The 23791-nt window shown below is 52.1% G+C and carries 20 protein-coding genes; 13 read left to right on the forward strand and 7 right to left on the reverse strand.

What is annotated here, in order from left to right; genetic code table 11:
• Positions 1-12 precede the first annotated feature (12 nt).
• Together ACO0LF_RS06460 and ACO0LF_RS06465 are read right to left on the reverse strand one after the other, a co-directional pair.
• Positions 13-279: a hypothetical protein gene (locus ACO0LF_RS06460; RefSeq protein ID WP_423013079.1), complete on the reverse strand. Its 267-nt coding sequence runs from the start codon at positions 277-279 to the stop codon at positions 13-15.
• Between the two features lie 41 nt (positions 280-320).
• Positions 321-1823, reverse strand: coding sequence for a DUF4331 domain-containing protein (locus ACO0LF_RS06465; protein WP_423013081.1), 1503 nt, complete (start codon positions 1821-1823; stop codon positions 321-323).
• Positions 1824-2124: 301 nt separating this feature from the next.
• Here ACO0LF_RS06465 and ACO0LF_RS06470 point away from each other — a divergent pair, with 301 nt between their 5' ends.
• Positions 2125-3546, forward strand: a complete 1422-nt coding sequence (locus tag ACO0LF_RS06470) for an RtcB family protein (protein ID WP_423013083.1) — start codon at positions 2125-2127, stop codon at positions 3544-3546.
• Positions 3547-3600: 54 nt separating this feature from the next.
• Here the strand turns inward: ACO0LF_RS06470 and ACO0LF_RS06475 are convergent, their stop codons facing one another.
• Positions 3601-5130, reverse strand: coding sequence for a peptide MFS transporter (locus tag ACO0LF_RS06475; RefSeq protein WP_423013085.1), 1530 nt, complete (start codon positions 5128-5130; stop codon positions 3601-3603).
• Positions 5131-5619: 489 nt separating this feature from the next.
• Between ACO0LF_RS06475 and ACO0LF_RS06480 the strand changes: the two genes are divergently transcribed.
• The 3 genes from ACO0LF_RS06480 to ACO0LF_RS06490 all read left to right on the forward strand — a co-directional run bounded on the left by ACO0LF_RS06480 (position 5620) and on the right by ACO0LF_RS06490 (position 6622).
• The gene (locus ACO0LF_RS06480; RefSeq protein WP_423013087.1) at positions 5620-5799 is read left to right on the forward strand and encodes a hypothetical protein; all 180 of its coding nucleotides are present in this window, start codon (positions 5620-5622) and stop codon (positions 5797-5799) included.
• A gap of 81 nt (positions 5800-5880) precedes the next feature.
• Positions 5881-6357, forward strand: coding sequence for a glutaredoxin family protein (locus tag ACO0LF_RS06485; protein ID WP_423013089.1), 477 nt, complete (start codon positions 5881-5883; stop codon positions 6355-6357).
• A gap of 100 nt (positions 6358-6457) precedes the next feature.
• Positions 6458-6622, forward strand: a complete 165-nt coding sequence (locus tag ACO0LF_RS06490; protein WP_423013091.1) for a hypothetical protein — start codon at positions 6458-6460, stop codon at positions 6620-6622.
• A gap of 106 nt (positions 6623-6728) precedes the next feature.
• On the opposite strand, the gene ACO0LF_RS06495 is transcribed toward ACO0LF_RS06490, so the two are convergent.
• Positions 6729-8690 carry a methyl-accepting chemotaxis protein gene (locus ACO0LF_RS06495; RefSeq protein ID WP_423013093.1) on the reverse strand — a complete coding sequence of 654 codons (1962 nt, stop codon included), beginning with the start codon at positions 8688-8690 and terminating at the stop codon, positions 6729-6731.
• Between the two features lie 329 nt (positions 8691-9019).
• Here ACO0LF_RS06495 and ACO0LF_RS06500 point away from each other — a divergent pair, with 329 nt between their 5' ends.
• The 7 genes from ACO0LF_RS06500 (at position 9020) to ACO0LF_RS06530 (ending at position 18386) form a co-directional block, all read left to right on the forward strand.
• On the forward strand, positions 9020-10348 hold the full coding sequence (locus ACO0LF_RS06500; RefSeq protein ID WP_423013095.1) for a M16 family metallopeptidase: 1329 nt from the start codon (positions 9020-9022) through the stop codon (positions 10346-10348).
• A 4-nt stretch (positions 10349-10352) separates the two neighbouring features.
• On the forward strand, positions 10353-11771 hold the full coding sequence (locus ACO0LF_RS06505) for a M16 family metallopeptidase (protein ID WP_423013097.1): 1419 nt from the start codon (positions 10353-10355) through the stop codon (positions 11769-11771).
• A 258-nt stretch (positions 11772-12029) separates the two neighbouring features.
• Complete coding sequence (locus ACO0LF_RS06510; protein WP_423013099.1) at positions 12030-14492, forward strand: prolyl oligopeptidase family serine peptidase; 2463 nt, start codon at positions 12030-12032, stop codon at positions 14490-14492.
• Between the two features lie 125 nt (positions 14493-14617).
• The gene (locus ACO0LF_RS06515; protein ID WP_423013101.1) at positions 14618-15061 is read left to right on the forward strand and encodes an ANTAR domain-containing response regulator; all 444 of its coding nucleotides are present in this window, start codon (positions 14618-14620) and stop codon (positions 15059-15061) included.
• A gap of 133 nt (positions 15062-15194) precedes the next feature.
• Positions 15195-16562, forward strand: a complete 1368-nt coding sequence (locus ACO0LF_RS06520) for a sensor histidine kinase (protein WP_423013103.1) — start codon at positions 15195-15197, stop codon at positions 16560-16562.
• A 21-nt stretch (positions 16563-16583) separates the two neighbouring features.
• Entirely contained in the window at positions 16584-17339 is a 756-nt protein-coding gene (locus tag ACO0LF_RS06525) for a LytR/AlgR family response regulator transcription factor (RefSeq protein ID WP_423013105.1), read from the forward strand.
• Positions 17340-17570: 231 nt separating this feature from the next.
• Positions 17571-18386 (forward strand): TatD family hydrolase, encoded by an 816-nt coding sequence (locus ACO0LF_RS06530; protein ID WP_423013107.1) that lies wholly within the window; start codon positions 17571-17573, stop codon positions 18384-18386.
• A 28-nt stretch (positions 18387-18414) separates the two neighbouring features.
• Here the strand turns inward: ACO0LF_RS06530 and ACO0LF_RS06535 are convergent, their stop codons facing one another.
• The gene (locus ACO0LF_RS06535) at positions 18415-18987 is read right to left on the reverse strand and encodes a hypothetical protein (protein WP_423013109.1); all 573 of its coding nucleotides are present in this window, start codon (positions 18985-18987) and stop codon (positions 18415-18417) included.
• A 183-nt stretch (positions 18988-19170) separates the two neighbouring features.
• On the opposite strand from ACO0LF_RS06535, the gene ACO0LF_RS06540 reads away from it, so the two are divergent.
• The gene (locus tag ACO0LF_RS06540; protein WP_423013111.1) at positions 19171-20043 is read left to right on the forward strand and encodes a DMT family transporter; all 873 of its coding nucleotides are present in this window, start codon (positions 19171-19173) and stop codon (positions 20041-20043) included.
• Between the two features lie 54 nt (positions 20044-20097).
• Here the strand turns inward: ACO0LF_RS06540 and ACO0LF_RS06545 are convergent, their stop codons facing one another.
• Positions 20098-22053, reverse strand: coding sequence for a CocE/NonD family hydrolase (locus tag ACO0LF_RS06545; RefSeq protein WP_423013113.1), 1956 nt, complete (start codon positions 22051-22053; stop codon positions 20098-20100).
• Between the two features lie 62 nt (positions 22054-22115).
• On the reverse strand, positions 22116-22790 hold the full coding sequence (locus tag ACO0LF_RS06550) for a GGDEF domain-containing protein (RefSeq protein ID WP_423013115.1): 675 nt from the start codon (positions 22788-22790) through the stop codon (positions 22116-22118).
• A 68-nt stretch (positions 22791-22858) separates the two neighbouring features.
• Here ACO0LF_RS06550 and ACO0LF_RS06555 point away from each other — a divergent pair, with 68 nt between their 5' ends.
• Complete coding sequence (locus ACO0LF_RS06555) at positions 22859-23758, forward strand: 1-aminocyclopropane-1-carboxylate deaminase/D-cysteine desulfhydrase (RefSeq protein WP_423013117.1); 900 nt, start codon at positions 22859-22861, stop codon at positions 23756-23758.
• The last annotated feature ends 33 nt before the right edge of the window (positions 23759-23791 follow it).

Consider the following 23791-nt stretch of genomic DNA (forward strand, 5'->3'; position numbering starts at 1 on the left):
CAAACAAAATTGCTAAGGGTTGAGGGCGACGGGTTCCGTGGTTTCTGGGACCGTTACCGCGGCTGCATCTATTAACTGTGGCTCTGCGGTATCCGCATTGGCACCGAATAGATTCAGTACATATTGCGTGAAGCTATCGATGGTGGACGTCACTGGAGTCGTGGTACCTGTGCCAGTGCCCGTCGTGCTGGCTGGCGGGGTGCTGTCGCTACCGCCGCAGCCAGCCAGCATCAGCGTCAATGCCGTACCAGCGACCAGGCTATAAACTCTTGTTTTCATGATTTTTCCTTGAGTAGAGTGTACATAAATGACTGCTGCGCTTAACGTTTCAGCGCACCAGCCACAGGTGTTTTCAGGTAAGGAAAGGCATTGTCAACAAAAGTGCTGTCGAGGTAGGCACCATCTGTGAAATCAATACTGCCTGCTGGCGCATCAGCTGGTACGCAACCTATGCTGAGTATGCACAACCTGCCCATGACTACACGCAAGGCGATATCGACGACGTCATCACCAGGGCGACGACCATTCGGGAAGCCGGCACTATCGCCACCGATGACACCCAGGCGATTTTGTGTGGCGCTGACGGGTGTCGTGGTATTCAGGCGCAGCATTTCAGAAGGGGTTACCGTTGCTGGTTGATTGACACCCTTGATGCCGGTCAGGAAAGTCGCGACCAGATCATTACGCGGGAAGTTGGTTGGTGCCTTGACACCGGCGCTGCCAAACAAGACTTCGACCAGGGCAGGCAGGGTAGGATTGGTCACATAGGTCAGGAACTGGGCATCACCGCTGGGTTTGCTGTGATTGAACTGATCCTTGTCTTTGAGGCCGATGACAACTTCATTCACCAGTGGCATGCCGAGGCGCGATACCTGTGTCCATGCGCCACCTTCTTTGGATGCCGCACCGGTGCTGCTAGGCGTAGGGTTGATGGCACGACCCTGACGCAAGCTGGCCGTGGTCCAGCCGCCGATGACGGCTTCCTTGCCATTGGTCAGGCAAGTCGTAGGCACTTCCATTTCTATGGCCGTGATGTTCTTCATCGCCAGGTCATCATGCCCGGCTTTTTCTGCATTCGGATCAAACGCCGTGGCAGGAGCCTTGATATTGATGAGATCAAAGGTTTCGCCGAGGTTGACTACGAAGGGATCTTTACGCTGGCCGACAAAGACCTTGCCCGGCGTCGCGCAGCCAGGGATATTGACGGCAAACACATGCTTGGCCGCATAGCCAGCATAGTCAGGGATGGATTTGTTACCGATATAGTCGATAGGTTTGTCAAAGGTGACCGAGCCTGTAGCTGCATTGGTGACCGCCTGGCGGGTGCCAGTGCGGCGGTCGCCTGTCACCATGGTGACGGTATAGGTTTCACGTACATTCAAGCCAGCCGCATTGACGCCGTCAATCGCGCCACCATTGATCACCAGCGGCACAGAGACTTTCTTGCCACCTACCGTGAACTGAGCATCATTATTGGTATTGGTAAAGCGGAACTGGAAGGTCAAATGTTCCTTGCCATCACCGACATTGTCGATATGGATTTCATACAGGGCATCCGGGTCCATGGAAAAATAATTCGGGCCACCATAGGAATCTTGCAGGGGGGAGTAATTGGCGATCAGGGTAGTAAAGGCGCTGCGGTTTGCTTCATAACTGCGGAACATGTAAAAGTCGGCAGCATCCACCTTGGGGTGACGGGTGATAAAGGGCGCTTCGCGGTGACTGGAAGCCTGGGCTGGCAGGCTGGCGATGCCGCTCAGAGTCCCGGCTGTGACCAGGGTGAGTAGAATTTTCTGATGGAAGCTTGATGTAACTTGTCTCATGACCAACTCCTGTAGTGTAGGAAAAATGCCTCTTGTTATTGAAAAAACGCGAGGGGCATTCTTGATACGCGAGCTGTCGAGGTTTGGATGCAAGTTTTTTAAAGAAATTACACAATTCTTTTGCCAGGACATTTTTTTCGCCCTTTATCACTGCATACCAAATCACTGCATACCAAAGACGGATTTGCATCTCAGGCAAATATCGCTATACTTAATGCTCTCCTCTTGGCGCTGCTGCTAGAGGTACAAATGCCCCCGAATCGCCGGAGGCGCACCTGTACTTCAAATTTTGGTAGCAGCCATGACTTCTATATCTCGTGTTTCTATAGCTCGCGTTTCTATAACTCGTTTACAAGCGGCCCTGCAAAGACAGGGCATCCATGTTGAGCATGCCAATGGCATCTTTCAACTTCATCATGAACATGCGCAGGCCACGGTCTTACTGCCTGATAGCCTTCCTCTGGAAGAAAAGGCAGTAAAACAATTAATGGCGTTTGCCGCCGTCAAATCAGCCGACGGCCATCATGCCGTCTGCAAGGCTTGTGCCACGCCTGACTTTCATCCTGGCAGTATTGCGCCAGTAGGTTCCATCGTGGCTACCGATGCCGGCTTTGTGATTCCGGCAGCAATTGGTACGGACATCAATTGCGGCATGCGCTTGTTGACCACTGGCTTTAATTTGTCCCAGATCAACCAGCACAAGCCCGCATTGATGCGCCAACTGCAACGTGTCTTGCTGGAAAATGGCAGAGACGTGCCCGCCCATGCCAAGGCCTTTGCTGCGCTCAGTGATGCCGGTCCATCTGCTTTCCTGGATAGTTTGCCGGACAGTGGTATCTGGGCGACAGCTGACCGCGACCGTCTGCAACAAGAACTTGCTGCCTGCATAGGTTTGCAAGAATTTGGCGGTGCCCGTCGCTATGCACCTGAAGCCTGGTTTAACCGCGATGGCATCGTGCGCGACCCCAGCCTGGGTACGCCGGGTGGTGGTAATCACTTTGTCGAGTTGCAGATCGTCGATGCCGTTTTTGACCGCCACCTGGCTTATCGCGCAGGGCTGGCCAAGGACGATATCGTCGTCATGATACATAGCGGTTCGCGCGATGTGGGTTTCTATGTTGGCCAGCGCTGGATGGACAGGGCCAGGGCAGAATGGCCTGCCGGTCTCAAACATCCTGACACTGCTCTGTATGGGCTCAGCGGTGAACTGGCTGAGGAATACCTGCAAGCCATGGGCGTGGCAGCCCGCTATGCCTGGGCTAACCGCATGGTATTGGCAGAGTTGGTCAGACAGCAATTGCAGTTAGTGCTGGGCGATGCCAGGTCTTCACTTATTGTCAATGTGCCTCACAATGTCATCTTGCGTGAGCATGGCATGAATATCCACAGGAAAGGTGCAACCTCGGCGCGGGAAGGTGACCTGGCCCTGATACCCGGTTCCATGGGCGATGCCAGTTATCTGGTACAGGGGCTGGGTAATCCTGACTGGTTATGGTCTTGCAGTCACGGTGCAGGCCGCCGCGTACGCAGACAGGATGTGCGACGTTTGCGCCACGACAATGCCGATGCCAGCTGGCAATGCGTGACCCTCAGGGAAGAGCGCAAGGTAGAAGAGGCACCGCAAGCCTATAAACCCATAGGTCCGGTGATAGAAGCGCAAGAAACGGCAGGCCTGATCAAGGCGGCAGTCAGGCTCAAACCCTGGGTGACCTTCAAGGCATAAAAAAATCCCCGCGCTATCTTCATAGGGCGGGGATTTTTTCATGCAAACAGCAGCTTAGTGGATGCCGTGCATTTTCTTTTCCATCCACTTGTTCAACATCATCAAGACCAGACCAGCAGCAATCGGTATCAGGGTGAAGATCAGGAAGAACACTGACAAGGAATAGGTTTCGGAAATATGGTCGATATAACTACCGGAGAAACCAGCCAGTTTATTGGCGATCGCGGTATTGAGAAACCATACACCAAACATCAGACCCAGCAAACGCGGCGGAGCCAGTTTACTGATATAAGACAGGCCTACCGGGGAGATGCACAATTCACCCATGGTATGGAAGAAGTAAGCCGCGATCAGGAAGACCATGCCTACACTGGCGGTTTTGGCGCCAGCCGGGATGCTGGATGCGCCATAAGACAAGGCGGCAAAGCCCAGACCCAGCAAGATCAGGCCCACACCAAATTTGACCGGGCCACTCGGGTTCCAGTATTTTTCCCACATTTTGGAAAACATTGGTGCCAGGATGACCAGGAAGAAGGAGTTCAATACACCAAACCAGGTCGCTGGCACGCTGGATTGATCGAGCGCAAACTCACGTTGCAACATCCAGATTACTAATGCCCAGATCAAGCCTATGCACAGTACCAGCAAGGCATTCGACAAGAGATAGCGCTTGGCAGTACCAGCAAACAACTTGATCAGCAACCAGGACAGGATAATCGTAGGAATGACTGTCATCAGGCTATTCACGACCTTGAACAGCATGCCACTGGTACCGACCAGGGCACGGTCAGTATAGTCGGAAGCAAAAATCGTCATCGAACCACCGGCTTGTTCAAACGCAAACCAGAAGAAGATAGTGAAGAAAGAGAAGACGCAAATTGCTTTCAGACGGTCGGCAACGATATGCGGTGCAGCTTCTTCTTCAGCAACAACGGTTCCGCTTTGCTGAGACTTGGCCAGACCGATTTCACCAAAGATACCCTGGCCAAAATAAAACTGTATCGCACCCAGGATCATGAAGGCACCAGCCAGGCCAAAGCCCATGGGCCAGGAGATTTTTTCACCAATATAGCCGCACAGCAGGATACCGAAGAAAGCGCCCGAGTTCACACCCATGTAGAACAGGGTATAACCACCGTCACGACCACCTTCATTGTCCTTGGTATACAACTGACCAACGATGGCAGAGATATTTGGTTTGAACAAACCAGTACCAGCAACCACCAGGCCAAGGCCGGTATAGAACATGGCTGGCGTATCAAACAGCAAACAGGCATGTCCTGCAGCGATGATGAAACCACCGAGTACCACAGAACGGCGGCTGCCCAGTATCTTGTCGGCGATATAACCACCGAGGATAGGGGTCAGGTAGACCAGGCCGGTGTACCAGCCATACAAGGCCGTTGCATCAGCACGGCTCCAGCCCCAGCCGCCTTTGGCTGCCGTGGTGACCAGGAACAGTACCAGCAAGGCACGCATACCGTAGTAAGAAAACCGTTCCCACATCTCTGTAAAGAACAGGACGAACAGGCTATCCGGGTGCCCCAGAATAGTATGTGCACCTGGCGTTTGAATTTTGTTCAAAGTGCTCTCCAATAATTATTTTGTATAAAAGTCGCAGCTGGCCGCAAAATATTTTTCAATGCGTACCTTGAAATGATGTGAATTGAGTCAATTCGGCGCGTAGCTTACCACGACAAAAACCTCATATAAAAAGACATATGCTGCGACGCAGCAATTTTTGCAGTGCAAAAATTGACTATGACAAGCTGATCTCGCTGACTTGTCTGCCATTTCGGGCATAGGCTGGACTTACAGAATTATTGGTACTTAGGCAAATTTACTGCTTTAGTATGGTGTACAAGTAAATATAATATATCTATAGTTAATGACATTGTTTTGCGGAAAAACAAATATTTAATAGCAATATGCTTATTGCAAAATAAATGATTGCCTTGGCAGCAGATAGTAGATGGCGATCTTGATGACGGTGTTTTAAAACTAAGTAAATGATGGATGGCAAATACTTAGTTGCAGTCACTTTCCATCCTTTTATTAATCTGGAGACTTTCAATGTTTAAATCAACTACAAAAAAATTAATTGCCCTCGCATTGGCCATTGGTTGCAGCGCTGCATTTGCTTATCCTCCACCATTCTATTTCTGCAATAGAGAATGCATAAAAGAAGCCCCACGTGGTTCTGTTGAATACAAGCAATGTATGGCAGATTGCCTGAGTGGCTGGCCTGAGTAATTTGTACTAAGTCTTAATGGCAGTGAACCTGCCATGTCCTTAGACAAGTCCTTGTGCAGAAGTTGACTTGTTGAGGGTGTCGTGACCATCAGCGTAAAGCTGATGGTCATTGATTCAAGCAAAAACCTCATCATCAAAGTTAATTATCAAGGATGCCGCATGAAAGTAGCAAAAACGATTTTTACTTATGCTTTGATCATTGCAATAGGATTATTGATTGGCTATGTCGCGCCGCGTCTTCCTATGCTGCTGAAGCCCGCCTATCAGGAAGGCGACTACTCCGCGCACTTCCTGAATACCAAGACAAAAGTCCTTATGTACGGGACAGCCAATTGTGCGTTTTGTAAAAAGACGCGTGCGTATTTTGCTGAAAATAAAATCGACTATGTCGACATGGATGTAGAGAAATCACCTGCTGCCGCTGCCAAACATGCCGAGTTGGGGGCTGAGGCTGTACCAGTGATTCTGATTGGAAAACGCATGATACGAGGCTATCAGCCAGAAGCCTTTGCTGAGGCCTTACGCGCTCTGGAAAAGACACAAACCGCAGAAAAATAAACTGTGCGTCATTGTTGTCATACCGTACAAAAAAGGAAGCCATGTACCGGGCGCGTGGGTTCTTGCGTGACATTGCCCGATCTAACCTTAGGAGTTTTACATGTTTAAATCAGTAACAAAAAAATTGGTTTTGCTGGCTTTGGCTATTGGTACTAGCGCAGCTTTTGCTTATCCACCACAGTCTTATTTTTGCCATAAACTGTGTATCAAAGAAGGCCCTGTAGGCTCGCCAGTTTATGAAGAATGCATGGACGCCTGCATCTGATGATCAGTTGTAATTAAGCATGCCATAAAATCTAGCCTTAAAAAAATGGCCATCAAATCCGGGTTTGATGGCCATTTTTATTCTGCAGAAATACCCTGGACTTAAGTCAGTTAACCTTGAATACCAACAAGGCCTGCCACAATTTTTGCGCCTCTTCTTTGAGCGATGCCGCTGCTGCCGCAGACTCTTCCACCAGTGCCGCATTTTGCTGGGTAGTCTGGTCCATCAAACCTATCTCTGTGGTGATCTGGGCGATGCCATGGCTTTGTTCAGTCGAAGCGCTGGAGATTTCATTGAGTATGGTGGATAAGCCCTCTACCGACGCCAGGATTTCGGTCATGGTCTTGCCGGCATGACCCACCACCTCGGAACCCACATCGACTTTGGCGATCGAGGTTTCTATCAAGGACTTGATTTCTTTCGAAGCGATGGCGCTACGCTGGGCCAGGTTACGCACTTCTGATGCCACCACGGCAAAACCGCGCCCCTGCTCGCCAGCGCGCGCGGCTTCGACAGCGGCATTCAGGGCCAGGATATTGGTCTGGAAGGCGATGCCTTCTATGGCGGCTATGATGTCAAACATCTTCTTCGATTCGGTCGAGATATCAGCCATGGTGTTGACCACTTTATCCACCTGGGTACTACCACGCTGTGCCGTCTGGGCAGCAGACACGGCGAGCTGGCGGGCTTGCTCGGCATTGCCGGCATTTTGCCTGACCGTCTGGTTCAGACTCTCCACGCTATTGGCGGTTTCTGCCAGTGAAGAAGCCTGGTTTTCGGTTCTTTCAGAAAGATCGATATTGCCCATGGCAATTTCGCCCGAGGCATTTGAGACAAACTCGCTGCTGTCGCGTATATGTGTGACCATGCTGGTCAATTGTTGTTGCATGCCATGCAGGGCAAACAGCATGCTGCTGCGGTCGCCAGGTTTCAGTGTGACTACCGTGGTCAAGTCACCTTCGGCCACGCTCCTGGCGATGTTGACAGCCACGTCAGGCTCGCCACCCAGCGGGGCAATCACCAGTTTATTGATGACAAAGGTCAGAATGGCAGATACCACCAGCACACTCAGTACACCTATCATGATGGCGGTATTGCGCAGGTAATTGACATCAGCCAGAATCTTGTCTTCTGGTACGCTGATGACAAACGACCAGGGCGTTGTGGTGGCACCTATCTGCACAGGCACATAGATGCGCTTTACCGTGGTCTGCATTTCCTTATGCGCCAGAGTGTCGCTATACGTCTGGCCCGCCTTGATGGCGAGCTTGGCCGCTTTGGCCTCAGCGTTGTCACCTATGCTCTGGCCCACATTCCTGGCATTCACGTCACCGATGTAGATACCGTTATTCGAGATCAGGCTGGCATAGCCAGTTTCATAAGGGCGTATCTTGCTGACATCTTCCTGGAAACCTGCTACCGGCAAATCCACCGTCACGGCACCAACAAACTGGCCCTTGGCCTTGATAGGTACAGTCACCGTGGTCATGAAGACATCCTTGCCAGCGATCTTGTACATATAGGGCTCAAGCAAGACTTCATTGCCGCTTTTCTTGGCCAGCAGGTAATAATCGCCTGCACCGTCCTTCTCATAGTCAGTCAGGGCTTCAACCTGGGTCTTGCCACTGCCGCGATTCCAGTAAGGCAGGTAGCGGCCAGTGGCATCATGGCCTTCCTTGCCTACGTATTCGCTATCCTTGCCATCAAAGGCATTGGCTTCCCAGATTGTGCCTACACCGGTAAATTCAGGATGGCCTTCCAGTACGCTTTTCAACAAGAGATCAGCATTGGCGCGCTCCGCCTTGCCGCTGGCTTGCATGGCAGCCAACTCGAAGGCCAGGCTGCGCGCTGCATGCAGAGCCAGGTTGATGCGCTCTGCCACCTTACCGGCATTATTGATGGCCAGCTGTTTGGCATATTGCTGGGCCGAGTCTTGCTGCATGCTGCCAGCCTGACGAGTCAGCAGGCTGATGGTCACGGTAAACCCGGCCAATACCATGGCGAGCACGGCAAAAAGCATTTTGGCACGCAAACCAAAGCGTGCAGGAGAGGTAGTAATGGATGTCATGGTCGTATTCGCCTTGCGTATTTTCTGGGCAGAAATGTCTGCACTGTATGCATGATATGCCGGATTGGCAGATTCTTGCCGTGGCGTACAAATTACAGAGAATAAGCGTGACAATTTGCAACGATTTCGCTTGCCAGGATGACAAATTCCGGTATAGATTCAGCAATTTTCATGACAAATAGTCAGCCTTGACCTTTTCTTTCCATGCGCTGAACTACCCACAGGTTCTAAGGTCGTATAGACATGATGGACATGGGCAGACTGGTTTTGTCAAAAGATCCTAATCAAGAATTACCTAAGTTATCCATATTACCCGAGGGAGAGATGCAATGAAGTGGAAAAACCTGGTCGCCGCCGGCGGCCTTTGCCTGGGTGTGATGGGCGTGGCAGTGACAGCGCAGGCCGTGACAGTAGAGCAGGTGAAAACCTTTACCCTGCCCAATGGCATGAAGTTCCTGGTATTGGAAAATAGCACGATACCAAATGCGAATATGTACACTTATTGGAAAGTCGGTTCGCGCAATGAAGTGCCAGGCATTACCGGCCTCTCGCATTTCTTTGAGCACATGATGTTCAATGGCTCCAAGAAATTCGGACCCAAGCAATTTGACCGTACCATGGAAGCCAATGGCGGTGCTAATAATGCCTATACCAGCAATGACCTGACCGTCTACCAGGACTGGTTCCCGGCCACTGCCCTGCCCACCATTTTCGATCTGGAAAGCGACCGTATCGCCCATCTCAGCATAGATCCAAAGATGGTCGAGAGCGAGCGTGGCGTGGTTTTATCCGAGCGCAGCACCGGCCTGGAGAACTCGAACCTGCGCGCCCTGTGGGGTGAAGTCTATGCTTCTGCCTTCAGCGCCCATCCCTATTCAATTCCAACTATCGGCCATGAGTCTGATATCAAGGCCTGGACGCAAGATGACTTACAACGTTATTTCAATATCTATTATTCGCCCAATAACGCAGTCGCTGTCATCGTAGGTGATGTCAAGGCAGCGGAAGTGAAACGCCTGGCCGAGCAATATTTTGCCAATGTCCCGCAACGTGCTCTGCCACCAGTGGTGCGTACAGTAGAGCCTGAGCAAAAAGGCGAGCGACGGGTATTCGTACGCAAGGAGTCTGCGACTGCTGCCAATCTCATGGTCTCCTATAAGATGCCAGCCACCAGCAACCCTGATTACTATGCCCTGAGCGTCATTGCCAGCATACTCACCGATGGCAAAACTTCGCGTATGTACCAGGCTTTAGTGGATCAGCGTCTGGCGACCCAGGTCGGTGCCGATCATGGCAAGAATTTTGACCCCGGCCTGTTCAACTTCTTTGCGGTTGCTGCCAACAAGGTGCCTGCTGCCAAGGTTGAGGCTGCATTGCTGGCCGAGGTAGACAGGCTGGTCAGGGATGGCGTCACTGCAGATGAATTGCAAAAAGTGAAGAACCAGAAGCTCTTGAATTTCTACCGTGCGCAGGAAACCATCAATGGCAAGGCAGCCCAGCTGGGCGAATATGAAATGTTTTTTGGCGATTACAAAAAACTGTTCGATGCGCCGGATGCCTATCGCAAACTGACGCCTGCTGATATCCAGAACGTCGCTGCCAAATACTTTAAAAAATCACAAAGAACAGTAGGCGTGCTCGCCGCTGTGGAGGAATAAGAAGATGATCAGTATAAAAGTAATCAATAAAAAAATGCTTGCCGGTAGTCTGGCCACTTTGAGCCTGCTGGCTTCCCATAGCCAAGCTGCAGAATTCCGCCTGCCAGCCTTTGAAACCACCAAGCTGCCTAACGGTGTGACCGTGTATTTGATGGAACGCCATGACGTGCCCCTGATTGCCGTGCGCGCTGTTGTCAAGGCTGGTGCTGTCAGTGATGTTGGCAATGCTGGCCTGGCTAATCTGACCGGTGATGCCTTGCTATTGGGGAGCAGCAAGTTTGATAAAAAGACCCTGGACCACAGCTTTGATTTCCGTGGTGGCCGCATCAACAGTGCAACCAGCACAGAATCGACTTCCCTGAATGCAGATTTTGCCAGCGCCGATGTGGATGTACTCTTGCCCATCTTTGCAGATGCCATGTTGCATCCAGTGTTTGATGCAGAAGAATTTGGCAAGCTGCGTTCGCGTACCGTGGATGGTTTGAAACAAGCCAAGGAAAGTCCACGTAATGTGGTACAGACTTACTATCGCAGCATGCTGTTTGCAAATGGTGCTTATGCCAATCCGGTGACAGGCACAGTCAATAGCGTGACTGCCTTGCAACCCCAGGATGCCAAAAAATTTCATGAGGCTTATTACCGCCCTGAAAACGCCGCCCTGGTCGTGGTCGGCGACTTTCAACCCACAGCCATGCGTGCCCAGCTAGCCAAGCTGTTCGGTACATGGAAAGCCAGCGCAGCCCTGCCCGCAACTGCCGCGAATGGCAAAGTAGTGGCAGACAAGGCAAGAGTCTGGCTGGTGAATAAATCGGATGCAGTAGAAACCACTTTTGTCTTTGGTGGCAAGGGCATCGCCCGCAATGATCCTGACTACGTCCCTCTGCAAGTCATTAATACCATTTTGGGTGGGCGTTTTACTTCCTGGCTCAATGATGAATTGCGTGTCAATTCTGGTTTGACCTATGGTGCTGGCAGCAGTTTCACTGCGCTGGCGGAAACCGGCAGCTTTGCTGTTTCCAGTTTTACTGCCACTCCCAAGACTGAGGCGGCACTGGCACTAGCTAGCAAGACTTACCAGCGCCTGTGGGACAAGGGCATCGATGCTGCTACGCTGGAATCGGCTAAGGCTTATGTCAAGGGGCAATTCCCGCCGCGTTTTGAAACCAACCAGCAACTGGCGGGCTTACTCGGTGAAATGTTTGTTGCCAAAGTAGGTCGTGAACAAATTGATCATTTCATGCGCGATGTCGATGGCCTCAATGTGGAGAAAGCCAAACAATTGGTGGACAAGCATTTCCCGCGCGACAAGCTGCAAATGCTCTTGATCGGCAAGGCAGAAACCATACGTGGCATCGCTGCCAATTATGGCGAAGTCACGGAACTGGAGATTACTGCCAATGGCTTTGCACCGGGTGCAAAATGACAGATGCACCATAATGAGTCGCTAACTAAGACTTGTTCTAAGGTTTGCAACTAAGCTTGTAGTCAAGCTTTTAGTTAAGCTTGTAATTAAGCTTGTTAACAGTCCCTGGCTGTAAAAAGCCTGTAAAGCGCTTACAATGCAATAAAAACTCCGCCCCATCTTGGGGCGGTAGTTTTTTATAGGGCATAAAAAATTATCAAATTAGCCCTGAAATTATTGTCAAGCTGTGTTTAAGCTGTAGATCAGGATGCTCTGTTAATGATACGTATCAAACCCTTGTTCTTCTTCGGGACACTCACTCTGCTGGCGTCGGTCGGCAGCCATACCCAGCTGGCAAATGCCGCAGAAGCTGGTTATCAGTTGCCACCGGCAGAATTGCAAGCCGTCGTCGACGCTCCCAGAGGCCCGCTGTTTCGCCTGGGGCCGCAACGCAAGACAGCCGTGTTGTTGAACCTGCCTGGCTTGCCCGGTATCGCCGATGTCTCTCAGCCAGAGTTGCGACTGGCGGGCTTGCGCATCAATCCGCGTACTCGTGCTACCAGCCATTTTGATTTTGGCAATGGCATGAGTTTGCTGGATGTCAGCACAGCCAAAGTAAGGGAAGTTACAGGCCTGCCCGCCAAACTCAAGATTGCAGAAACAGCCTGGTCGCCAGATGAGCAATGGCTGGCATTCAGTTTATGGGTAGAAGGGGGCGTCGAGTTATGGTTGCTGGATGTTAAAAAAGGCAGCGCCCGTCGCCTCATGGCAGACAAGCTCAATGCAATTACTGGCCCCGGTTTTTCCTGGATAGAAGGTTCAGAAAAACTATTGGTCAGGCTGACTCCTTTGCACCAGAAGGAATTGCCCGCAGCTTCCGTCGTCCCAGCCGGGCCGAATATGCAGGAAAGCAAGGGTGGCAAGACTTCGCAAAACCGTACCTATCCCGATATGCTGAGGACGGCCAGGGATAGCGATACCCTGGACTGGTATTTACAGACACAACTGGGCATCGTCAACCTGAAGGGGGAATTGCGCCGTCTGGCCCGCCCCATGACCCTGATCAAATCCCTGGCTTCGCCGGATGGCAAGCTGATCCTGACGACACAATTGCGCCGCCCCTATTCCACCATGTTGCCGGTGGACCGTTTTGCCCAGCTCATAGAGTTGTGGGATATCCAGGGCAAGAAAATCAAGACCGTGGCAGAGCGCCCCATGCGTGAACGCCTGCCCTCAGGCAATGATGCCGTGCAGGCAGGGCCGCGTGATTTTGGCTGGCGCAGCGACAAGCCTGCCACCCTGTACTGGCTGGAGGCCCAGGCGGGAGGTGACCCTGAAGTCAATAGCAAGGTCCATGATGCCCTGTTCCAGCAAGCTGCGCCGTTTGATGCGCCAGCGCAAAAAATCATGGATATGGCCTGGCGTTTCGGCAATGTGCAATGGGGCAATGACTATCTTGCCATCGTTACCGAGAACTGGGTAAAGAGCCGCGACACCCGCAGCTGGCGCATACAGCCAGGAGTGCCAGACAGCAAGCCGGAACTGATGTTTGCCCGTAAGTCGGAAGATCAGTACAGCAATCCCGGTAACCCGGTGATGACCCAGAATGCCCAGGGCCGCCTGGTCTTGCGCATCAGCCCGGATGGCCGCGCCATTTTTCTGACAGGGACGGGTGCCAGCACTGAAGGCGACCGGCCTTTCCTGGACAAATACGATTTGACCAATAAGCAAACCACGCGCCTGTGGCGCTCGCAAGCGCCGTATTATGAAGAAGTGCTGGCCTTGCTGAATGACAAGGGCAGCAGTTTCATCACCAGTCGCGAGTCGGTTGAAGAAAGACCCAACTTCTATTTGCATGATTTATTGCAAGGTGCTGCACCACGGGCGCTGACGCAATTCCCGCATCCCATGCCGCAATTCAAAGGGATCAAGAAGCAGCAAATTCGCTATGAACGCGACGATGGTGTTGACCTGAGTGCCACCCTGTATCTGCCACCTGGTTATGAACCCAAGCGCGACGGCCCGCGCCCCGTGCTGATGTGGGCTTATCCGCGTGAATTCAAAACCGCAGAGGCTGCCGGGCAAGTCATAGGCTCTGCCTACAAGTTCAACCGCATGTCTTACAATGGCCCGCTGCCCATGCTGGCGCGTGGTTATGTCGTGCTGGATGGGCCTACCATGCCTATCATAGGCGAGGGTAAGAAAGAGCCTAACGACAATTATCTGGAACAATTAAAGATGAATGCTGAAGCGGCGGTGGAAGAAGTGGTGCGCCTGGGCGTGGGAGACCGCAACCGCATTGCCATAGGCGGCCATAGCTATGGCGCTTTCATGACGGCAAATTTGCTGGCGCATACGCGTTTGTTCCGCGCCGGGATTGCGCGTTCCGGTGCCTATAACCGCAGCCTGACACCTTTCGGCTTCCAGTCGGAAGACAGGAATTACTGGAAAGCCAACAAAGTCTATCAAGACATGTCACCGTTTAATTTCGCCAATCAGTTCAAGGACCCGATTTTGTTCATCCATGGTGAGCAAGACAATAATCCTGGCACCTTTCCCATGCAAAGTGAGCGCATGTATCAGGCCATACAAGGCCTGGGCGGGGTGGCAAGATTGTCCATGCTGCCAAATGAAAGCCATAGCTACCGCGCGCGGGAATCCATCCTGCATATGCTATGGGAGCAAGACCGCTGGCTGGAGACTTATGTCAAGAATGCCAAGCCTGACAGCAGTCGGGACTGAGCGTAGGGAAAATAAATAGTGTGATTGTGTGAAAAGGCGGCAGATGCGACAGATCTGCCGCCTTTTTTACATGAACTTAAAGTTTTGCATTAATATGCAAATTGAATCTTTTTCTACATTTAGCCATGCTAAAAGCCGTTATCCTGGATGCGAATGCCGTTGCCCGCAATTTGCTGGCTTCTGTTCTGGTGAACGGCGGCCATGATGTGGTGGGAGACGCCAATCTGACACCCGCCAGCCTGGCACGTGTGATCAAGCTGAAACCGCAGATAGTTTGCGTTGATATAGGCGAAGCGGATGAAGAAGGTCTGGCCTTGCTGGACAAGATCAAGGCCGAGCTACCCAAGGCCTTGATATTCATGGTGTCTTCAAAGATTGATGCGACCATATTGCAGCAAGCCCAGCAGCGCGGAGTGCAGGGCTTCATTGTGAAACCCTTCAATTCAGTGGCGGTCTTGACCTCCATACGCAATACCATCATACGTATTGCCAAGCAGCAAAGAGCCTCCATGACTGAACTTGCGCCCGAGGGTGGAAGCGAAGCGGGAGGCGAAACCGCCATTGAATAATCCGTCGCCTTAAAAACGCATTTCATCGACTGACAGCAAGTTTTATCGCATTTTTCCTATTCCACCCCTGCAATCCTTAGACTGGCACGCATCAATGAAATGAGTGCTTGGCACAATATCATAAGGAATTGCCATGTCTGCTACTACCCGTATGCGCACAGCTTTACACACTTCAGAACAATTATTGCCAGCCGAAGTCGCTGCCAAGAGTGAGACCTGGCTGACCCGGGCGCGCAGCTATCCGGTTTTTTCACGCACCTGGTTCCGCTATCGTGCCCAGGCATGGCTGGGCTTGTTTGCCATTGTCGATTTGCTGGTGGTGCTGGTCAGTTTATTGATAGGTGCGGATCTGAGCAAGGCCGCCGTCGCTTTTGTTCCTTTGACCGTGGGGGGCACTGCCCTGCATTTGATAGGGCCGGCAAGCGCAGTCTGGGTCAGGAATCAGGCCTATGCCAGCAAGAAGGAAGCCATCTTGTTGGCGCTGGCCTTGCTGCTAGGGGGCGCTGTCAGCTACGGCATATTTTCCGGCAGTAATTACCTGACCAAGTATGTGGTATCTGGCGGCAAGGATGTGTCATTTGCCATAGGTGGTTCCATCACCGCAACTGACAAGTATGATAAGTCCGATAAGGCTGAACAAAAAAACGCTGCCCCCGCGGCTAGCGTCAATCAGAGCCCTATTTCAGCAAATTCAGCAAATGAGGCACGCCCGGAAATCAAGAAAATCGAACAATCAGCTGCATTAAAAGCAATCCTGCAAGCTTTTTCCCTGTTGATGGCTTTTGCGATAGTGGCTTATACAGGTGGTGCCGTTGATCTCTGGTATTTCTTCCGTCAGAAAAAGCGCCTGATAGAAGCCATGCGTCAGCAAGAACTCAGTGCCGCACAAGAAGCTCGCCGCGAAGCTGAATTGCGTCTCTCGGTATTGGCGGCCCAGGTTGAGCCGCATTTTTTGTTCAATACCCTGGCAGGTGTGCGTTCCGCCATACTGACAGAGCCGCAAAGGGCGACTGCCATTGTCGATCACCTGGTTGATTATCTGCGTGCCACCATACCGCAAATGCGCAGCGATGGTAGCTCCGCCCAGGCCAGGCTCAAACAGCAACTGGAAGCTGCCTCTGCCTACCTGGGCCTGATGCAGGCACGCATACCACGCCTGAGCTACAGTGTGGACAGCGAAGTAAGCGATGCCGCATTGCCACCGCTGATGTTGATTTCACTGGTAGAAAATGCCGTCAAACACGGTGTGGAACCCAAAGTTGGTGCGGTACATGTCGCTGTCCATGCAAAAAAAATACAACAGGATAGCGTCGACATGCTGGAGCTGACCGTGGCTGACAATGGTGTCGGTTTTGCTGCCACCAGCTCTGGCACTGGCATAGGTCTGGCGAATATCCACGAGCGCCTGGCATCCATGTATGGTGCGCGTGCCAGCCTGGTTTTGAAAGCCCGGGCCGATGGCGGTGTTGCAGCAACTATCCTGCTTCCGCTGGAAGCCTGAACCGAATTAAGGAACTGTTTCATGACGACTGCCATCATTGCTGACGACGAAGATTTGCCCCGCAAGGAGTTGCGCCGCATGCTCAATAAAGCCTGGCCAGAATTGGAGATACTGGCGGAATGTGAACATGGTGCCGAAGCACTGGAAGCCATACACCAGGAAGAACCAGATATCGCCTTCCTCGATATCCGCATGCCCGGCATGACCGGCCTGGACGTGGCGCATGCCATCAAAGGGCGTTGCCATGCTGTTTTCACGACGGCTTACGACAGCCATGCGCTGGACGCATTTGCCGCTGGAGCTGTAGATTATTTACTCAAGCCAATTTCCGAAACCAGATTGCAGGAAGCCGTGGCCAGATTGAAGGAGCGCATCGCCAACAAGCAACCGGTGGCTGATGTCAGCCAACTGATGTCTGAACTGGACAAACGCTTGAAAAATACCACGGCAGAACGGATACGCTGGATCAGTGCCAGCGTGGGTGACACCATCAAGATGTTTCCGGTAGAAAAAATCCTTTTTTTCAGCTCAGATGAAAAATATACCCGCGTGGTGTGTGCCGATGATGAAGCCCATGTACGCAAGCCTTTGAAAGAAATCATGGATGGCCTTGATCCCGATGTTTTCTGGCAAGTACACCGGGGTGTCGTGGTACGTGCCGACGCTATTACTCGTGCGCACAGGGATGAAATGGGCAAATACACAGTAGAGCTTAGAGGTTTGCCAGAGAAACTGAAAGTCAGCCAGGCTTATGCATGGCGTTTCAAACCCATGTAGGGGCCTTTCTTTCAGTATGTAAAACCCCACAATCACAAAATGAAACGCTTGATGTTTTCCTGCAAATCGCTTTAAGATGGCGCTGGCGTTGCAATCAGCGCCATAACTTTAAACAATAAGATTTGGATCTATCCAGACTATCCTTTGCAGTTTCTGCTTCTGTATATACCCTCAACCCAGGTGTTGAGCGGCCGGTAGTCCAAATAATAAAAACAACAGGAAATTTATACCATGCTACAAAAACCTACACTGATAGATATCGGTGCGAATCTCAGCAACCATCGCTTTCATGATGATCTTGATGCGGTCATTACCAGAGCCAGACAGGCAGGGGTGGAACATATGATCGTGACCGGCACGTCTGAAAAAGCCAGCCGCGCCGCTCATGCATTGACACAAACTTATCCAGGCTACCTGAGTTCCACTGCAGGGGTGCATCCGCATGAAGCCAAGAACTGGAATGCGCAATGCGCCAATACCATAGAAAAACTGGCGGCCAGCGACACTGTCGTGGCTGTCGGTGAATGCGGCCTCGACTACAACCGCATGTTCTCTACCGAAGTGCAACAACGCGCCTGCTTTGAAGCGCAATTGCAATTGGCCGTGCGTTTGCAAAAACCAGTGTTCTTGCATGAGCGTGACGCGCATGAGGATTTCTTCGCCTTGCTCAGGCAATACCGGCCGCAATTGAAAGGGGCGGTGGTGCACTGCTTTACTGGTAACACCGAAGAATTGCGCGTCTACCTGGACCTTGATTGTCACATCGGTATTACTGGCTGGATTTGCGATGAAAGACGCGGCGATGACTTGCGCAAGGCCGTCAAGTTTTTACCTAAAGACAAATTGATGATAGAAACCGATGCACCGTTTTTGTTGCCGCGCAATCTGCCCGTACGTCCCGATGATGGTCGCAATGAACCCATGTATTTGCCGGTTGTATTGCAGGCAGTCGCGACTATCTTGCGGGTCTCACCAGTGACATTGGCACAGCAGGTGCGCAGCAATACCGAGCATTTTTTTGGCTTATCCTTGCCTAAGGCAGCTTAGTGTATTGTGGAATAAGCCCTGATGCCAATCAGGCCTGTTGGTCTGCGACCTCAATTTTGTTGGCAGCATCTGTTGCAGCAGGGGGTGCACCAGTCCGCAAACTACGCGACCAGCGCAGCAGGCCTATCGCATAACTGATGTAATACGCAGCCAGCATGCCAAACAGGGATAAGGTCAGCGGGCTGCTGGCAAAATCGTCGGGCGGAGGTGTGAAGGATTGGGTGGTCAGATACAAACTACCCATGCGCCAGGCTATCCTGCCTATCATCAACAGTGACAGGGCGATACCCAGATGGGCGTTCGGCGTATAGAATTTTCCGGCAGGGCCGTTTTCAAATTTGGTCAAACGATGACCATAGATACCCAGGCCAGTCCCCACTGCCAGCCCCGCCAATACAAAGAGCAGATTACCCTCATGTCTTAGCGAACTGAACATCACTAGGGCGATAAGCAGGGGGAAAATGCACAGTGTGATACCAGCACGTACCCCCGAATATTTTTGCCGCCCCACCATGCGTCGCACGCGTGAGATGACGCGCCATAGTATCAAGGCACCTACGGCAGTACCTATCAGCAGGGAGGAAGGGTTTGCGCTTGCCATGAGGGACTTTCTATCTCGTCAGTAAATGATGAATGAGTTCGAAAGTCTAGCACGCTCAAAAATTTGCCTGTACCGGAATGTATCAGGCTTGTGCGTAGGTGCATGTATTTCTCATGTCCGAAAACTGCCAGCAGCTTTCTGTGTAGTTTGTTAAGCTGGGCTCCTGATTTTTATGGAGTACTTATGCGCAGTGCTGACTTATTACGTTTGATTTCCCTGGCCGCGATCTGGGGCGCGTCCTTTTTGTTCATGCGGGTGCTGGCACCGGTAGTCGGGGTCTTGTGGAGTGCCGAGGTCAGGGTGGGACTGGCGGGGATTGCTTTATTGGCGCTGATGTACTTTACTGGCCGGGCCATGAATTTTCGGGAAAACTGGAAATCCTTTTTGATACTGGGCACGATTAATTCTGCCCTGCCGTTTGCCTTGTATTCATATGCGGCACTCAGCATACCTGCCGGTTATTCAGCAATCGTGAATGCCACCAGCCCGCTATGGGGAGCGATGCTGGGCGCGGTTTTTCTGGGAGAGCAATTAACACTGCGCAAGATGGCTGGCATGGCAATAGGCGTGCTCGGCGTCGCCTTCCTGGTGCGCCTGGGGCCAGTGGAATTCAATAGCAAGCTGGTGCTGGCAGTCCTGGCTTGCGTGGGCGCCACCTTATGCTATGCCATTGTCGGTATTTATACCAAGAAAAAACTGGTGGGTATCACGCCCATGCAAATGGCCACAGGTTCGCAAGTGGGTGCGGCATTTGTCTTGCTACCCTTCTTGCCTTTGGCACCAGTGCAGGGTGAAATCACTGCAAACATCGCCATGATAGGTGTGGCCCTGGCCTTGCTGTGCAGTGCGATCGCCTATCTGATTTACTTTCGCCTGATGGCTGACCTGGGACCAACCAAGGCACTGACTGTGACCTTTTTGATCCCCTTATTTGCCTTGCTGTGGGGTTATCTGTTCTTGCATGAGCACATCAGCTTGAACACTGCCATAGGCTGTGCTGGCGTGGTATTGGCGACCTGGCTGGTGGTGTTCCAGCCAGTCAGGAAAACAGTGTAAAGACAGACAGATAAAAAATGCCGGTCACTCCATGCAGGGGTGACCGGCATTTTTTTATTCGTCCAGTGCTGGCAAGACTTTGACGCGCAAAGCGCTAGGCTGTTTGCTGCCGTAGTAGACCTTATGCGTGGCCTTGATGAAATCACTCTCCTTCGCTTCATAGATATTGGGGACAAAGGATTGCGGATTGCGATCGATGAAAGGAAACCAGCTCGACTGCACTTGCACCATGATGCGGTGGCCACGCTGGAAAGTGTGGAAGACATCGTTGATGCCAAATTTAACTTCCGTCACCTGATTTGGCACCATGGGTTTGGCCGTCTCGAACCCATCGCGGTAACGGGCGCGGAAGGGTTCTCCACGAACCAGGGTTTGCTGGTTGCCACGATTGGTTTGTGCATCAACTTCCAGATTGGGTGGATTGACATCGATGAGTTTGACCACAAAGTCGGCATCACTGCCAGTCACGCTGACAAACAAATCCGCCTGTAAGGGGCCCGCCAGGGTCACGTCTTTTTCCAGTACCTCGCTTTGCCAGGTCAGCACATCCGGGCGACTCGTCGCAAAACGCTGGTCAGCCGCCACGTATTGATTACTCCAGCGCGTCATGACCTCGGTGGTATACGGTACAGGCTTGGCCGGGTCACTGATGTATTCATCCGACTGCGCATCCTGATTGCCAGATGGCTTGAAACTCAGCTTGCCATTGGCATGAAAGTACAGTGCCTGATCCTTGCTCTCCTTGGGAGGCCAGCTGTCAAAACCACGCCAGCGATTGGCACCGGTCTCGAACATCCAGGCTTCGGCCAGTGCCGGTTTGTCGCCGGTTTTCAGATAATGTTTGAAAAAGGCCAGTTCCACCGGCTGATAAGTCTGTACGGTCTTGTAGCCAAAGCTGGCGTCGCCGACTTTATCACCATCGGTACGGAACCAGCCGCCATGTGTCCATGGGCCGATGACCAGGGTGTTTTGTATGCCGGGGTTTTGTTTTTCTATGGCCTTATAGGTATTCAAAGGGCCATACAAGTCTTCCGTGTCATACCAGCCACCGACGGTCAGCACTGCCGCCTTGATGTTTTTCAGATGCGGCAGGATATTCCGGCTTTGCCAGAAATCATCATAATTCGGGTGCGCCGTAATCTCATTCCAGAAAGGGATGCCATCTTTGAAATGGCGCGTATTCACATTTGCCACCGGGCCCAGATCCAGGAAGAACTGATAACCATCTGGCGTGCCGAAGTTGAAATTTTTCCAACCCACGTTGGCGACTGGCTGCGGGCGTGGCTGACCGAAGCCATAAAAAAAGCCAAAAGCCATTTGCAGATTCAGGGCACCATTTCTATGCATATCATCACCACGAAACCAGTCGGCAATCGGTGCCTGCGGTGAAATGGCTTTCAGCGCCGGGTGGCCATCGATGGCACCCGCCGAAGTATAAAAGCCTGGGTAGGAATTACCCCATTGGCCTACCTTACCATTCTGACTGGGTAAATGTTTTACCAGCCACTCTATACTGTCATAGGTGTCACTGCTTTCATCGATATCAGACTTTGATTTTTTCTGGTCTATATGCGGGCGCATATTGACGAACTCACCCTCGGACATATAAGTGCCACGCACATCCTGGTAAGCAAAGATGAAGCCCTCTTTTTCATATTCGGCGGTTGGTCCCAGCATGGTTTTATACTGCTCACCGCCATAAGGTGCGATGGAATACGGCGTGCGGTTCAACAAGATGGGGTAGCGTTTGCCAGCACTGGCATCATTTGGCACGTACACCGCAGTGAACAGCAATTTGCCATCGCGCATGGGGATGCGGTATTCAAATTTTGCATAATTTTTGCGTATGTATTCTGCCCGCAACTTGGCAGCATCGGCCTTGTCATCGGTATTGCTGGTACTGACTATATTATTAGTGACGGACAGTGCGGGTGTAGTCAGGCTGCTCAATATTGTGCCCAGCAAGATGGATGCAGCAGGCAGCACTTGTCGCAAGTGGGGTGTTCTCATGTTTTCCCTGGTTGTTTTTATGTTTGGAGTGGCTTGGTGTGCAAAAGCACGCTACAAGTTCCCTAATCTTCTGCAGTGGGATCGTAGTCAGGCAGGGGCGGTTCTATTTCGGCAATCTTGTCTGCCCCCTGGCTGCGCGCATCTTGCAGCGCAATGTTTACCCTCTTCAACATGCTTTCGGCATTGTCTTTATGGGCATTGGTGGTCAGGCCGGTGGAAAAAGTCACTGTCAGGCCGGGTGATATGGCATTCCAGTCCACTTCGGCGATGCGTAATTTTAAACGGGCGATGGCTTTGCGGCTGGCTTCCAGCCAGGTGGTTGGCATGACGATGGCAAATTCATTGGCGGCGACACGACCAAAAGAATCCAGGGTACGCAGCATGGTCAGGGCTTCTTTGGCGACTTGTTGCAAGACCTGGCGGGCTGCTGCCTGGCCATGTTGTTCGAGTATCTGTTCCAGGCCATCAACGGTGATGGCAGCCAGGGTAAAGGTGTGGCCGGTACGAAAGGAGCGTGCCAGTTCGCCATCCAGCATGGCCATCAGCGAACGACGATTGAGTGCGCCGGTCAGGTGATCATGCCTGGCCATGCTGTCTAGCTGGGTCAGCACGGTTTCCAGCGTGGGCAACAGGTTATCCTGAAGATTGTCCTGATGGCCTTCGGTCTTGATTTGCTTGATCAACTGGTCTATTTGTTGTCTGGCATTTAACAAAGGCTGTTTAAAGTCTGTGGGCATGTACTCTCCGGCTATGGGCTAGGCGCTACAATGGCACTTTACCATTGTCCCCCGCACTTCTGCCAAGCATGTTATTCACCGGCCCTGCTTCTCCCTGCCAGCAAGTCTGCAGCCAGCTCTTCCCTGGCCTGGATTTGTGGGTGAAACGCGACGATCTCTTGCACCCCCAGGTGTCAGGCAATAAGTTTCGTAAATTGAAATATCCTCTGCTGGGTTTGCAGGGGCAGCGCAGTCATGTGGTATCCATGGGGGGCATCTGGTCTAACCATATTCATGCCCTGGCGCATGCGGCCCATGCTTTAGGTCTGCCAGCGACTGCCCTGATACGCGGGGCCAATGGCATGCACAGCGCCATGCTGGATGATGTCAAAGCCCTGGGCATGCAAGTGCATTTCGTCAACCGGGACGCCTATCGCCAGTTGCGGCTGGATGAGTCAGCCTGGCGCAGCCATCTGGACTCGCCAGTAGCGGATACCCTGTGGCTGCCCGAGGGCGGCAGTGCGCCACAAGCCTTGCAGGGCGTGGCAGAACTGATCGCTGAGTTACCCTTCCTACCCGATTATCTGGTGGTGGCTTGTGGCACAGGGGCAACGCTGGCGGGCTTGCTGGCGGGATTGCAAGGGCGCTCCAAAGTACTGGGGATTGCGGCTATCAGCCAGGGTGATTATCTGCGTGCAGAGATCAGTCGCTTGCTGACGCAGGCTGGCTATCCCGATCATCAAAACTATGAGTTGTTGACGGAATTTCATCATGGTGGCTATGGCAAGGCCCCACCTGAATTGCAAGCATTTTGCCAGCAATTCCAGCAAGAGACTGAGATAGCCCTGGAACCGGTATATACAGGCAAAATGCTGTTTGCCTTGCGCCAGTTGTGGCATGATGGTTGTCTGGCCCAAAATGCCAGGGTCATCGCTATACATACTGGTGGCTTGCAAGGGGCGCGTGGGTTTGTCCCAAGGTCCTCGTGATTTTGTAGCTTTAGCTATCGTCCAGGTGCACAT

It is taken from the genome of Undibacterium sp. Di27W (assembly GCF_049340345.1).
GTDB lineage: Bacteria > Pseudomonadota > Gammaproteobacteria > Burkholderiales > Burkholderiaceae_D > Undibacterium.